This is a genomic window from Amycolatopsis rhizosphaerae (genome assembly GCF_007713715.1).
In the GTDB taxonomy this organism is placed as follows: Bacteria; Actinomycetota; Actinomycetes; order Mycobacteriales; family Pseudonocardiaceae; genus Amycolatopsis_E; species Amycolatopsis_E rhizosphaerae.
Genome location: NZ_VJWX01000173.1, coordinates 1 through 13,350, shown reverse-complemented (window position 1 = coordinate 13,350; position 13,350 = coordinate 1). Strand labels below are relative to the sequence as shown.

At 69.4% G+C, this 13,350-nt stretch carries 13 protein-coding genes and 1 pseudogene; 12 read left to right on the top strand and 2 right to left on the bottom strand.

Features of this window, described 5'->3' with window-relative positions:
• The 7 genes and pseudogenes from FNH05_RS38110 to FNH05_RS18120 form a co-directional block, all read left to right on the top strand.
• Positions 1-389: pseudogene (locus FNH05_RS38110) on the top strand (lytic transglycosylase); the annotation flags it as partial.
• 13 nt (positions 390-402) lie between these two features.
• A complete protein-coding gene (locus tag FNH05_RS18145) occupies positions 403-1,542 on the top strand; it encodes a CHAP domain-containing protein (RefSeq protein WP_144589888.1) in 1,140 nt (379 codons plus the stop codon).
• Positions 1,539-1,838 carry a YbaB/EbfC family nucleoid-associated protein gene (locus tag FNH05_RS18140; RefSeq protein WP_144589887.1) on the top strand — a complete coding sequence of 100 codons (300 nt, stop codon included), beginning with the start codon at positions 1,539-1,541 and terminating at the stop codon, positions 1,836-1,838. Before FNH05_RS18145 ends, FNH05_RS18140 begins: the two co-directional genes overlap by 4 nt.
• On the top strand, positions 1,838-2,299 hold the full coding sequence (locus tag FNH05_RS18135) for a hypothetical protein (protein WP_144589886.1): 462 nt from the start codon (positions 1,838-1,840) through the stop codon (positions 2,297-2,299). Before FNH05_RS18140 ends, FNH05_RS18135 begins: the two co-directional genes overlap by 1 nt.
• Before the next feature lie 98 nt (positions 2,300-2,397).
• Complete coding sequence (locus FNH05_RS18130; protein ID WP_144589885.1) at positions 2,398-3,051, top strand: hypothetical protein; 654 nt, start codon at positions 2,398-2,400, stop codon at positions 3,049-3,051.
• Positions 3,033-3,479, top strand: coding sequence for a hypothetical protein (locus FNH05_RS18125; RefSeq protein ID WP_144589884.1), 447 nt, complete (start codon positions 3,033-3,035; stop codon positions 3,477-3,479). The genes FNH05_RS18130 and FNH05_RS18125 overlap by 19 nt, the downstream gene beginning before the upstream one ends.
• 95 nt (positions 3,480-3,574) lie before the next feature.
• Complete coding sequence (locus tag FNH05_RS18120; protein ID WP_144589883.1) at positions 3,575-4,783, top strand: trans-sulfuration enzyme family protein; 1,209 nt, start codon at positions 3,575-3,577, stop codon at positions 4,781-4,783.
• Between the two features lie 39 nt (positions 4,784-4,822).
• Here FNH05_RS18120 and FNH05_RS18115 read toward each other — a convergent pair whose 3' ends face one another.
• A complete protein-coding gene (locus FNH05_RS18115) occupies positions 4,823-6,322 on the bottom strand; it encodes a UbiD family decarboxylase (protein ID WP_222426642.1) in 1,500 nt (499 codons plus the stop codon).
• Positions 6,319-6,933 (bottom strand): UbiX family flavin prenyltransferase, encoded by a 615-nt coding sequence (locus FNH05_RS18110; protein WP_144589882.1) that lies wholly within the window; start codon positions 6,931-6,933, stop codon positions 6,319-6,321. Before FNH05_RS18110 ends, FNH05_RS18115 begins: the two co-directional genes overlap by 4 nt.
• A gap of 117 nt (positions 6,934-7,050) precedes the next feature.
• Between FNH05_RS18110 and FNH05_RS18105 the strand changes: the two genes are divergently transcribed.
• From FNH05_RS18105 to FNH05_RS18085, 5 genes are all read left to right on the top strand, one after another.
• A complete protein-coding gene (locus FNH05_RS18105; protein ID WP_144589881.1) occupies positions 7,051-9,768 on the top strand; it encodes a helix-turn-helix transcriptional regulator in 2,718 nt (905 codons plus the stop codon).
• A gap of 183 nt (positions 9,769-9,951) precedes the next feature.
• Positions 9,952-10,698 (top strand): ESX secretion-associated protein EspG, encoded by a 747-nt coding sequence (locus FNH05_RS18100; protein WP_186382604.1) that lies wholly within the window; start codon positions 9,952-9,954, stop codon positions 10,696-10,698.
• Between the two features lie 119 nt (positions 10,699-10,817).
• A complete protein-coding gene (locus FNH05_RS18095) occupies positions 10,818-11,888 on the top strand; it encodes an AfsR/SARP family transcriptional regulator (protein WP_144589879.1) in 1,071 nt (356 codons plus the stop codon).
• A 596-nt stretch (positions 11,889-12,484) separates the two neighbouring features.
• Positions 12,485-12,946, top strand: coding sequence for a hypothetical protein (locus FNH05_RS18090; protein ID WP_246127806.1), 462 nt, complete (start codon positions 12,485-12,487; stop codon positions 12,944-12,946).
• Positions 12,947-12,973: 27 nt separating this feature from the next.
• Positions 12,974-13,279: a pore-forming ESAT-6 family protein gene (locus FNH05_RS18085; protein WP_144589878.1), complete on the top strand. Its 306-nt coding sequence runs from the start codon at positions 12,974-12,976 to the stop codon at positions 13,277-13,279.
• Positions 13,280-13,350 lie beyond the last annotated feature (71 nt).

Sequence of the window (13,350 nt, the reverse complement as noted above, 5' to 3'; positions counted from 1 at the left end):
GGCGCCACCCGGTCAAGAAACCGCACCACGGCAAGGACAGCGGGCACGGCAAGGGCCGTGACGGCTACTCCGCCGACCCGGAGCAGTTCCACGCCTACACCAAGAAGGCGGACCACATCGCCGCGGAACTGCGCACGGTCGGCTCGCGCACGGTGCACGCGGTGACCGGGATCGCCAAGGACAGTTTCGGGCAGGTCGGCAGGGAAACCGGATTCTCCGACGCGCTCGGCGACTTCAGCCGCTCGCTGGAGAAGCAGGTCAAGGCCACCGGGCAGCGTGCTCAGGACCTCGGGGAAATGACCACCAAGGCCGCGCAGAGCTACCGGGGACACGAGGACGCGACGATCCAGGAACTCAAGAGCGCCGACATCTCGGGCGTGCTGGGATAGGCAGGAAAGCACGATGGACACCGCAACCATCGCCACGCTTTTCGCGGGCGAACTGAAGACGCACCAGGACAAGCTCGAGGGCAAGGCGGGCGAGTCACAGGCCGCGCAGACCGCGCTCGAATCGGCGGCCAGGGCGATCATGGAGCAGCACGACACGCAGCGGAAGGCCGCGCAGTCGCTGCTGACGCACTGGGAGAGCAAGGCCGCCTCCGGCTTCGAGGGGAAGTCCGCGAAGTTCGGTGACGACCTGACCGTCACGGCGGAGGCGAGCGCGCGAGCCGCCAAGATCGTGTCCGAGGTCACCGAGGCACTGGCCGCCCGGCACGGCGCGACCGGCGCACTCGTCGACGAGTTCGTCCGCCGGGCCCAGGCGCTGCTCAAGGCCGGGCACGCCCTCGCCGGGGCCGCCGTGCCGGGTGCCCTGTTCAAGGCGCTGGGCGAGGTCACCGACCTGGCGGGCCGGTATCTCAAGGAATCCTCCGGGCACCTCAAGGACGCCCGCAGCGAGATGGAGGACGCGGCACGCAAGCTGCGGGCACTGGAGAAGGACCTGAACTCCGACGGCGTCGCCGATCCGGGGCAGGCGCACCACAAGCCGGTGCACCCGGGCAAGGGGCACGATAAGGAGCCGAACAAGAAGCACGGCAAGGAGCCGAACAAGAACCACGGCAAGGAGCCGAACAAGAACCACGGCAAGGAGCCCACCAAGACGGATCCGAGCCAGTCGGCGAAGGTCGACAAGATCCTTGCCGACGCCCGCGCGAACCTCGGCTACCACGAGGGTCCGAACAACCAGAACAAGTGGGGCCCGACCGGGCAGCCCTGGTGCTCCTACTTCGCCACCTCCATGTGGCGCGAAGCCGGTGTGGACATCCCGAAGTACGGGTTCACCGGCGACGTCTACAAGTGGGGCGAGCGGCACCACCTCGCCTACGACCGGCAGGACCTGGCCAAGCAGGCCCGCCCCGGTGACACGATCCTGTTCGGCACCGGGCCGACCTGGAGCGGCAGCGAGCACATCGGGATCATCGAAAAGGTCGAGGGCAACAAGATCACCACGATCGAGGGCAACTCGAACGACCAGGTGATGCGCCACACCTACACGCTGCCTCGGGACGCGCATCGGTTCTACGGAGGGGTGCACCCGCAATGACGATCACCGGAAGCGCGCGGCGCGACGGTATTTCCGTGGAGGTCGCTCCGGGGGGTGCGCTGCGCGGGCTCGAACTCTCCCCGGACGCGCTCCGCGGCGGCGGTCCCCGCCTGGCCCGTTCGATCCTGGCACTGGTGCGTGAGGCCGGTGCGCAGGCGAACGAACGCGCCAAGCACGTCATGGCCGAGGAGCTCGGCGGGCTCGGCAAGGACGATCTCGCCGCACTGGGCCTGAACCAGGAAGCGTCGTTGACCGAGGCCGCGGAGGCCACCACACCGGACCGGTGGAGGGTCTGATGGACACCGACGAACGCAGTATCGACGAGCTGATCGAGATCGCCGAGGAGATCCCGGACCGCCTTGGCCTGTCGGCGGGGATGGCCGCACTGCGCGGGACGGCGCGGGGCGAGGGAATCTCGGTGGCGGTGGACGTGCAGGGCATGCTGGTCGACCTGGAGATCGGTGACGAGGCTCTCGCGCTGGGCCCGGAGCGGTTGGCGGCGGAGATTTCGCGGCTGAGCACGGAGGCGGGCACCAAGGTGCTGCGGGACGGGCTGCGCGCGGTCAAGGCCGGTTGTGTGCCCGCCATCGCCGAGGCGGTCGAGGGGTTCCTCGACATCGAGGAGGAACCCGAAAAATCCACAGTGGAGGAACCGGCGAAGTCCACAGTGGAAGAACTGTCGCCTGCGCCCCGGCGGGCAAGGCCTGCCGCGGACGACGAAGACGAGGAGGAGGGCTTCGTCCTCCGCCGCGTCTGAACCGCCCGAGGATCAGCCGCTCGACCGGGCTGCGCGGAACGGTAGGGTTCCCCGGAGTCCGCCGTGGGTGCGGAAAACCCGCGGAGGAGTGAGCCCGGTTGAGCGCTGATCTTGGTACCGGTCCGGCAGGTCCCGTGTTCCGGCCCGTGGTGGGCCGCCCGGCGACGGAGGACCCGCTCGTCGCCTCGCTGGTGGAGGCCTCGATCCGCCTCACGAAGACCGGGCTGCCGAAGGTCGCGGTGCTTCTGGCGTTCATCGTGCTGGCCGCTTCCCTGAAAGCCGGGTCCGCCCTGTTGCCGCTCTACGCGGTCGCGGTGACGCTGATCGCGCTGATGTTCTTCTTTCTCGCCTACTCTTCCTTGCGAGTTCCCCTCGGGGCGCGACGGCGACTGGTGCGGGAGCCGGTGCGCGAGGTGGTTCTGGGCGGCGACGATCTGCTCGAGACGCGGCGGTCGGTGTACGTCCGGCTCGCCCCCGACAGCTGGCACCGGATGCGTCTGGGTTCGGTGGTCCGGGACTTCCTCGCGCGGGAACGGCGCGTGTTCGTGCTGGGGCCGGACGAGTCCGGACGGGCACTGGTGTTCCTTCCGGGCTCGCCGGTCGGCGGCCTGGCGAAGACCCGGCGGGAACCGCCGCGCGGGGCGAAACCCGTGTCGGCCCTTCCGTGGAAACCCGGGGCCCCCAAGGACGACCCTGTCCGGCCCTGGTTCGCTACCAGCAGCGTCTTTTCCTTGTGGTCGCCGCGTTCCTGATGCTCGTCGTGGTCTGGGTCGCGCTGTACCTGCCCTCGCGGCTCACGCGGCTCGGCGACGACGCCGACCTGACCGGCGTGTTCCTGCTCGTGTACGCCGCGGTGCTGGTCTACCTGGCGGGCAAGGTCCTGGCGCGGAGGTCACGGGTCGGCAAGGCGGCCCGTGCGGCCGACTGGACGCCGCTGCGCGTCACGTTGGACTACGAGCCGCCCCGGGACAAACGAGCGCTCACCATTCCCGGCCGGGTGTGGGCACCCGACGGAACCCAGACTCCGGTGCAGCTGCTCAACGTCACGATCAATCTCGCGATGGCCGCCTACCTGTCCGGGCAGCTGTGGGTGATCGGCGCTCCCGGGCGGGGCGACCTCCTGATCGGACTGCCCGGTTATCCGATGCTCGGATCGGCCAGGCTCGGTCCGCCGCGCTGAGTTCCGATCGTGGTCCTTTCCGCGCCCCGGCTCGCGTTCCGACACCGGTTTCCCACGGACCGGACTGGCCAGGCTCGGCCGTCTAGCATGAGGCCGTGAACAGCAGGCCGGACAAGGAATCCCCCGCCACTCTCTCGTTCCCGAGCAGGGCGGTGCACGCCGGGAACGCGGTCGACCGGGGGTCGGGCGCCATCCGGACGCCGATCGTGATGGCGAACTCCTACGCGCTGCCCGAGGACCCGTCCCAGGTGAGCTGGTCCGGTACCGACATCCCGCTGTACACCCGTAACTCGGGCGCCAACCAGCTTGCCCTGCAGGACAAGCTCGCCGCGCTCGAAGAGGGGGAAGACGCCGTCGCGCTCGCGAGCGGGGTCGCCGCGCTGCACGCGGTGTTCTTCACGCACCTGCGCAGCGGAGACCACATCGTGGTCTCCGACGTGACCTACGAGGCGACCTGGCGGCTGTTCGCCGAGATCCTGCCCGCGAAGTACGGGATCGAAGCCACCTTCGTCGACAGCAGCGATCTGGCCGCCGTCGGGGCCGCGATCCGCGGCAACACCCGGCTCGTGCACGTCGAGGCGATCGCGAACCCGACCACCAGGGTGACCGATGTCGCGGCCTGCGCCCGGATCGCCCACGCCGCCGGAGCCCTGCTGGTGGTGGACTCGACGTTCACCCCGCCCCCGCTGTACCGGCCGCTCGCCGACGGTGCCGACCTCGTCGTGCACTCGCTGACCAAATACATCAACGGGCACGGCGACGCGATGGGCGGTGCGGTGATCGGCGCCCGCGAGCTGATCGGCCCGATCAAGTCGGAGGCGATGGTCGACGTGGGCGGGGTGATCTCCCCGTTCAACGCCTGGCTGATCTCCCGCGGCGCGGTCACCCTGCCGCTTCGCTTCACACAGCACCTGACCTCCGCGCGCCGGATCGCCGAATTCCTCGCCGTCGATCCGCGCGTCGCGTTCGTCGAATACCCCGGGCTGTCCTCGCACCCGCAGCACGAACTCGCCGCGCGGCAGTTCGGCGGACGCGGTTTCGGCGCCATGATGGCCTTCTCGGTCAACGGCGATCCCGCGACGCAGAACCGTTTCGTGGCGAACCTGCGCCTGATCACCTCCGCCGTCTCCCTCGGCCACGACGAATCGCTCATCGTCCACGTGGGCACCGAGGGGCCGCGGGTGGCGGCCTATCCCGAGCCGTTCCGGAAGTGGGGGCACCTGCGTTTCTCGGTGGGCCTGGAAGACCCGGACGACCTGGTCGCCGATCTGGCCGCCGCACTCGACGCGACCTTCGGGCGGTAGGCCGTCCGGGTTACGCAACCCTCGTTTCGGCTGGTGGAATCACCGATAGCCGTAGGCCTGCCAGTTTTCGATGACCCGGCGCTGCAGTTCCGCCGACCAGCTGTGCGCGAAGTCGGAGGCGACCGGCCGTTCCCCCGGGCCGAACCGGTCGGCGAGCAGGCAGTTGTGGACCACCTTGCTCGCGTGGTAGGTCAGCCGCTCGTGCGCGTCGAGGTAGATCGGGAGGATGTTCTGCGGCTCGTTGGCGAAATGCACCTCGCCGAACTCCGGATGCGCCCGGCTGGCGAAGGCCCAGATGACCTGGCGCGGGTCGGAGATGTCGATGTCGTTCTCCACCAGGAGCAGCTTGGGGACGCCGAAGGCCAGTTTGCCCGCGCCGAACACGACCTCGCCGACCCGGCGGGCCATCTCCTCCGACGAGAGGCCGGTGCGTTCGTGCCAGTCGGTGTCGAGCGAAACGACCCACCAGTGGTTGGCCGATTCCAGCACGCCCCAGCAGGCCGCCACGGGCACCTCGGCTTCGCGCAGGACGTGCGTCATCTCCGCCGCGTGCGGCATGCCCCAGCCGGTGTGGTCCTCCTCGACGGGGGCCCCGGCCACGGCGACGGGCAGGATCGCGTCGTTCCGGTAGGTCACCGCGGTGACGTGCAGGACCGGCTTCGGCGACGAACTGCTGCGGTCGAGGTAGCCCGGGTACTCGCCCATCGGTCCCTCTTCATGGGTGTCCGTGTGGGAGACGTAGCCCTCGATGACGATCTCGGCGGTGGCGGGCACCAGCAGGTCCACCGTCTCCGCGCGGACGAGGTCGAGCGGCTCCCCGAAGTACGCGCCGAGGTAGTGCGACTCGTCCTCGCCTTCGGGCAGGGGCATGCCCCCGACGTAGGGCAGGCCCGGTTCGACGCCCAGCGCGACGGCGATCGGCATCGGCTCGCCCCGTTTCTCCCACTGCGCCTTGATGATGCCGAGGTGCTGGGGCGGCGGGATCAGGCAGGCGAGCCGGTTGCGGTCCACCAGCATCATCCGGTTGATCGACCAGTTCGTCCACGTGCCGTCCGGGGTCTTGGCGATGTTCATGCCATAGGTCTGGATGTAGCGACCGCCGTCGTCTCCGTGGATCAGCGGCGTTGGGAACTTCAACAGGTCGACGTCGTCACCGAGCAGGATGTTCTCCTTGCACGGCCCGGAATCCAGCACCCGCGGCGGGATCGGCTCGCGACGGCGCGCGTCGGCGAGGGCGGTGACGATGTCGGCGCCCTTCGCGTCCGCGGGAAGACCCAGGGCGAGGGCGATCCGGCTGTAGGTCAGTCCCGGCTGTGCCGACAGGCCACCGGGAGCGGCGAGCACCCGGAAACCCTCGTCGATCCCGGTGATCGTGGTGAACAGCGGTGCCGGAGCCCGCAGCTCGTAGGATCGGCGCGCGATCGCGCCGATCTCGAGGTTCCAGTCGACCTCCTGGCCGATCGGCTGCACCTCGCCGATCTTCTCCAGCTCGTCGATGAACTCGCGCAGGCTGCGCAGGTGTTTCAGCGGTGGTTTCACAGGATTTCCTCTTCCCGATTCGGTGGTCCGGCGGGCTCTTCGCCCCAGCGCGGCAGGTCCGGTACCTCGATGCCGAGCAGGTCCAGGGCCCGCCCCGCGGTGTGGTCGACGATCTCGTCCACGGTGCGCGGGCGCAGGTAGAAGGCGGGGACCGGCGGCATGACGACCGCACCGGCCTCGGTTACCGCCGTCATCGCCCGCAGATGGCCGAGCGTCAACGGCGTCTCCCGCACCATCAGCACCAGCCGGCGTCGCTCCTTGAGTGTCACGTCGGCGGCCCTGGTGAGCAGGTTGTCGCCGTTGGAGTACGCGACGGCCGAAAGGGTCCGGATCGAACACGGCGCCACGATCATCCCCATCGTCCGGAAGCTGCCCGATGCGATCGCGGCGCCGATGTCGGCGGGGCGGTACACCACGTCCGCCATCGCGGCGAGATCGCGCACGCTCAGGTCCGTTTCGTAGGCGCGCGTCTGCTGTCCCGCCGGTGTCACCACCAGGTGGGTTTCCACCCCGGCCTTGCGGGCGAGCTCCAGCACCCGTGTCCCGTAGGCGATCCCGGTCGCTCCGCTGATGCCCACCACCAGCCGGTCCGGTGTTCTTCGGCCGTCCATCGTCCTCCCTCGTTCCCTGCCAAGGACCACGGTAGGAAGCCGGGCCCCGGCCGGTCTTCGGTCGCATTACCGGCTTTTGCCGCCCGGAGAGCCGGTTCGCTTAGGTATGTTGCGGACATGCTCTACGGACGTGGTGCCGAACAGGCCGCTATCGACCGCCTGCTCGAAACGGCCAGGGAGGGCCGTGGTGCGAGCCTGGTCGTGGGCGGCCCGGCGGGTGTCGGGAAGTCGGCGCTGCTGGACTACGCCTGCTTGGCGGCATGCGGGATGCGCGTACTTTGGGCCAAAGGGGCGGAGTTCGAGGCGGAATTTCCATTCTCCGGGCTGCACATGTTACTGAACCCGGTTCTGGACCGGATTTCCGAATTGTCCGCTCCCCAGGCCGGTGCGCTGCGCGCCGCGTTCGGACTGGACGGCGGCGACGGCGGCAACCGCTTCCTGGTGGGGATGGCGGTGCTGACCCTGCTCTCCAAACTGGCGGAGGAGCGCCCGCTGCTCTGCCTGGTCGACGACGCCCACTGGCTCGACCGCTCCTCCGCGGAGACGCTGCTGTTCGTTTCCCGGCGGCTGGCCGGGGAACGCGTGGCCCTGCTGTGCGCGATGCGCGACGGAACCGGCGAGGAGTTCCCGAGCACCATGAGCGTGGTACGGCTGGCGGGCCTCGACCGGGCCGCGGCCGAGGAACTCCTCGCCGCACATTGTCCCGGTCTCGATTCCGGGGTTCGGAGCCGGATCCTGGCCGAGACGGACGGGAATCCGCTCGGGTTGCTCGAGCTTCCCGCCGTGCTCACCCCGGCGCAGCGGGCGGGTGAAGTGCTGTCCTTCACCTATGGCACGGTCGCCTTGCCACTGACCGCGCGGTTGCAGGAGGCGTTCGGCCGTCAGGCGGCGCGGCTGCCGGAGTCGGCCGCGACCCTCCTACTGGTCGCGGCGAGCGAGGAAAACGGTGACCTGTCTCTGGTGCTTCGCGCGGCCGCACGGCTGGGCGCGGACACCGACGATCTGGAAGCCGCCGAGGAATCGGGATTGCTGGTACTGCAGGGCACGAGCGTCCGGTTCAAGCATCCGCTGGCCCGCGCCGCGGTGGTCCAGAGCGCCACTCTTGCCCGGCGGCTGGCCGCCCATCGGGCGCTTGCCGCCGCGCTGGCCGGCTCCGACGCCCCGGACCGGCGGGCCTGGCACCTCGCGGCCGCGGCGACGGGACCGGACGAGCCGATCGCGACGCTCCTGGAGGAGACCGGATGCCGGGTCGCCGCGCGATCGGGGTACGCGGCCCAGTCCGCCGCGCTGGAACGGGCTGCGGAACTCAGCGTCGATCCGGCCGCCCGCGCGCGCCGGTTGGTCGGCGCGGCCGAGGCCGCCTGCCGTGCCGGGGAGTTGCACCGGGCAATGACCCTCGCCGGCCGGGTCGACCGGACGCGGGCCGCGCGGCTGCACCAGGTGCGGCTGGCCAGGGTCCGGGCCACCGTCGAGTTCGAAACCGGGTCGCCTGCCACGTCGGGCCGGCTCCTGCTGGACGCGATCGAGGACGATGCGGTGGTGCCGCGCGCCCTGCTGTCGTCGATGCTGGTCCAGGCCGCGCGAGACGGGTGTTTCGCCAACGATGCGGAGGTGATCGCCGAGGCCGCCCGGCGCCTCGCGAAGCTGGACGGCGGTTCGCCGCTCGCCACGGGCATCGAAGCGCTGGCCCGGCTGATCCGGGGTGAGCTGGCCTATGCGGTGCCGCGGATGCGGGAACTGGCCGTGCACGCGGTGAACCACACGGGTCCGGAGCTTGGCCCCGAGGAACGGCTCACCCTGGGCGGTCTCGCAATCGTTTGCGGCGACTACGAAATCGTGCTCGGGCTGTTCGAAAAGCTTGCCGCCGAAGCCCGTGCGGACAGCACGATCGGTCCACTGCCTCTCATACTGGAGTACCTGGCGCTGGCCGAGATCTTCGCCGGCCGCTTCCCGGACGCGCGGGAGCACGCGACGGAGGCCCTCGACCTCGCGGCAGGGCAGGGACATCTGCACCGCATCGACCACCTGCGGTGTGTGCTGGCCTGGGCGGCCGCGGTGGCAGGCGACGAAGACCGGTGCCGTGAACTCGCCGAACCGGCGTTCGCCCGCGCACTGGAGAGAGGGGTCTCGCGCACGGTCTCGCGCGGGGCCATGGCACTGACCTTGCTGGAAATGAGCCTCGGCCGGTACGAGCAGGCTCTGGACCGGATGGCGGCCGCCGGTCACAACCCGGTCGGCGCACTGCACTTCTCCCCCGAGCAGGTCGAGGCGGCCGTGCGCACGGGGCAGCCCGAACGGGCCGTCGAGCCGCTGTCGTATCTCCGGCGGTGGGCGGAGGCTTCCGGACAGCCCTGGGGACTGGCGATGGCCCGGCGCTGCGCCGCTCTGGTCGCCGGGGGAGACGAGGCGGAGGCACATTTCGAGGAGGCGGTCCGGCTGCACGGCGACGGTGTGCGGCCGTTCGAACGCGCGAGGACCGAACTCCTGTACGGGGAATGGCTTCGCCGTAGCCGCCGGAGGACGGAAGCCCGCACCCACCTGCGCTCCGCACTCCAGACCTTCGAACGGCTCGGCGCACCACCGTGGGCGAACCGGGCGCGGGCGGAACTGCGGGCGACCGGGGAGGTGAGCCTGGTGACCGTGGTCAAGCCGGGTCTCGACGGGCTGACCCCGCAGGAACTCCAGGTGGTTCGGCTGGCGGCACGGGGATTGTCCAACCGGGAGATCGGCGCCCAGCTCTTCCTGAGCCCGAAGACGGTCGCCTATCACCTGTACAAGGCCTACCCGAAACTCGGTGTGGCCTCGCGCCGCGACCTCTCGACACTGGCCCGTTGAATGGCGAAAGCGCTTTATGCATGACTTTCCGTGTTCTTCCCACCGCGCTCCGGTGTGACCGGTATCCTCCCGTTCGGCCCGATTCCTTGTCTCTGGGGGAGTCATGATCCGGTGGGACGACGTGTCGTGACGGAGAGGCTCGGGAAGGTCGATCGGTAGCTCCGGCTCTGGGGGGACGACATCGTGAACGCGATCGTGTTGCCGCGCTATGCCTTCGTCAAGGCGTGGGAATCCGGCGGTTACGGAAAACCGCATCCGGTCATCGGTACGGACGACCTGTGGCTCGACGGCTCCGCGAGGAAGCTGTTGCAGCGCGAGGTCGGCGGCCTGCTGGAAAAGGCGGGAGCCGCGGTCGACGGCGTGCCGACGCCGGAATTCCGGCGGAAGCTTGCGGTGCTCGCCCGTCCGGAGCGGGAGTGCTACGCCTGGATCTCGCACCACGGCGAGCCCGGCGCGGCGCTGGTCGCGGCGATCGGCGGGGAGGCGGTGCGGCTGGTGCGTGACGAGAAGAGCGTGATCCTCGACGCGGCGCGGGCCGACGATCTTCCCGGCACGGTCGTCGACGCGCTGCCCGATGCCCGAGCCGCGGATATCGGTGAAATCGTCATCCCGGTGTCGCAGTACTCCGCAAGGGGCCCGGCGACTTCGGAGGACTACGAGCTGACGATGGAGACCCGCCAGCAGAGGCCCGATCCGGCCGCCCGGGTGCGGGCGCTGATGAACGCGCCCCGCAGTGGCATGCACCAGTTGGCCGCGGCTGCCCGCGACCGGAGCGGGCAGCGGCGCCGCGGCCGGACGGTCACCGTGATCGACCTCGTCGAGGCGGGCCGGATCCTGAGCTACGTCGGACAGCCGCCGAACGGCGAGCCCATGCTGCACTGCGTTTCGGGTACCCGTCGAGCGCTGCTCTCCACCCTCGCCGCAGGCTAGTTCCGCGGCGTTTTCGCAGGTGAGGGGGCACCGGCCGGTAATGGCCGGTCGGCTGGCCTGGTCAGGCGGGCGGTACGAGACCAGCGTTGACGGCGCAACCGAACAACCGGGGAGCCGTTATGCCGACGACCGCAACGACCGACCAGCCGACCGTCACAGCGCTCACCGGCCGGGAACGCGAAGTGCTCCGGGGAGTCGGCCGGGGCCTGACCGATGCCGAGATCGCCGCCGCACTGGTCCTGTCCGTGGACGCCGTGGCCGGACACGTCGAGCGGATCCTGGCCAAGCTCGGGCTGCGCGATCGTTGCGCCGCCATCGTCCACGCCTTCGACAGCGGCTTGGTCGTGCCAAGCCAGGATTCGCGTCGGCACACGGCGAGCCCGGTGCCCCAGCCGGTACGGATCTCCGTGCTCGGCCCCCTGCGGGTCTGGCACGACGGGCAGCGCGTGGACGTGGGGCCCGCGCGTCAGCAAGCCGTGCTGGCCGCGCTGGCGCTGTGCCCGGACCGTGCGGTCAGCAGGCGGGAACTGCTCGACGGCGTGTGGGGGTTGGAGCCGCCGAACGCGAACGTGGTGCCGGTCTACGTCTATCGGCTGCGCAAGATCCTGCACCGCGACGGTGACCCGGACTCGGTGATCACGCGTGACCGGTGCGGCTACCGGCTCGCACGCGGCGCCGCGCAGGTGGACGTGACGCGCATGGAGGAACTCGTCACCGCGGCGGAGGCGGCCGCGCGAGCCGGGGAAGTGGACGAGGCCGTGCGTGCCTGCTCGCAGGCTCTGGACCTGTTCGCCGGTGAGCCGCTGGCCGGCCTGCCCGGGCCGTTCGCCGAACTGGAACGCCTGCGGTTAACCGAACGCAGGATCACGCTGGCACAACGAAAACTGGACTGGCAGCTGAGTCTGGGGCAACACCGCGAGGCGGTCGCCGAACTGTCCGCACTGGCCGCGGAGCAGCCGCTGAACGAACCGGTCGCCGTGATGCTGATGCGCGCACTGGCCCGCGGCGGCCGTCGCGCCGAAGCACTGGCCGTGTTCGACCGCATCCGCCGCCATCTCGCCGAGAACCTGGGCGTGCCCCCGGGCGAGACGCTGCGGCGGACGCGACTGGCGGTGCTGCGCGACGACTGCGTCGCCATCGGCGCCACTCCGGCGAGGACCGCGGTGACGACGGCCACCGGGTCGTGTTGAGGACGCTCCGATGAGAAGGCCAGCTTGCGCGTATCCACACGGCCACCGGCGGAAGGGAAAACCGAACCGTGATATCGGCGCGGTGACGGTCAGGGGCGCTGCTTGGCGTTTTCGATGCGTTCGCCGTTGGATGACGATTCGTGCCATGTGATGCTCCTTCATCGAGTTTCGGGCCTTTGCGTGGAATCCGGCCTGGGTGGTTCCCGTGCTTGTCGGTGTGGGAGTCACCGCTTTCACGCGGGAGCAGCGACCGTGCTCCGGTCACTTTCCGGCCTGCGGCCTTCCGGGCAAGGCCGCAGGCGCTGGCTTCCGCCGGACACGGAACCATCCACCGCGCTCGCTGATTTCCCAGGAAGTGACTCTGCTGTTTCCGAAGTAAGGAAAAGGTACGGAAACAGTACGGATTATCGACGCGGATATTTGATGTCGGGTTGTGCATGTGTGGTAGAAAGCGTCAAGGACTTGTGGGCATTGGTTCGGCGCTGACCGTGTGACCTGGGCTCGCGGAGGGCGATCAACAACGTGAACGTATCGAGGAAGCCGGGTGCGTCGGATCCGGGCTGTTCGCCCCCAACGTTCTCTGATGTCCGCTTTTGGTGAGTGAGCAGGCGATGCGAAACAGCCGCCAGGCCCAGTTCGCCGACCGAAAGTCCGAACAAGATCTTTACCCTATGCGAGTAAGGGTTATCCAGCATTCGCTGGGCGGAAATGAGGGAGAAGACGTGAAGTTTGACCTGGGTGCCCAGACCCTCGGTAGGTTGACGAGCCAAACCCAGTCGGCATCAGGAGATCTGGGCACGCTGGTCCGGCAGCTGATCGCGGCCGTGGAGCCCTTGGAAGGCAGTTTCAACGGCGCCGGGCGGCAGAGGTTCGACATGTTCAAGGCGCATGCCGATGAAGTCACGGCGGATCTGAACTCATCGTTGAGCGCGATCTTGGGTGGCCAGTCCGGGATGGATCGGGCGTTCCACACCGGCGACACGGAGATGGCGGACCACGCGGCCTCGGCCGTCAGCAGCGCCAACTTCGATGCGGCCCGGTTCTCAGCCACCCACTAACCATACGACAGACAAGGGCGAAAGACAGTGAGTTCGGATCGACTCAGCTACGACACTGGTGCTTCCCAGCACGTGCAGGGCGACTTGGCCGGGATCGTTTCCCGGTTGGAAGCGACCATTTCCCAGCGGTCCGCGGACGTACGTGGCGCGATGGCGGACTTCACGGCCGATGGCGTGGCCGAGGAGTATCACGTGGTCGAGGACCGGTGGAACCGGGCGGCCACCGAGGTGCGTTCGATCATAAGCCTGGTGAAGACGACGCTGATGAACAACGATCAGACCGCTGCCCAGTCGCTGGCACAGGCGCGTTCGGCGGTGCAGGGCATCGGCTGAGGCTGGTGGCCTGTTGAGGAAGGGGGAACACGGGTGACGGGCTGGGACATCGACGTGACAGGGGTGCAGGG

Bases quoted from the DNA above. Each gene is read 5' to 3' on its own strand.
- FNH05_RS18095 (WP_144589879.1), top strand. From the start codon at position 10,818: ATGCCGACGACCGCAACGACCGACCAGCCGACCGTCACAGCGCTCACC.
- FNH05_RS18145 (WP_144589888.1), top strand. From the start codon at position 403: ATGGACACCGCAACCATCGCCACGCTTTTCGCGGGCGAACTGAAGACG.
- FNH05_RS18105 (WP_144589881.1), top strand. From the start codon at position 7,051: ATGCTCTACGGACGTGGTGCCGAACAGGCCGCTATCGACCGCCTGCTC.
- FNH05_RS18110 (WP_144589882.1), bottom strand. From the start codon at position 6,933: ATGGACGGCCGAAGAACACCGGACCGGCTGGTGGTGGGCATCAGCGGA.
- FNH05_RS18135 (WP_144589886.1), top strand. From the start codon at position 1,838: ATGGACACCGACGAACGCAGTATCGACGAGCTGATCGAGATCGCCGAG.
- FNH05_RS18140 (WP_144589887.1), top strand. From the start codon at position 1,539: ATGACGATCACCGGAAGCGCGCGGCGCGACGGTATTTCCGTGGAGGTC.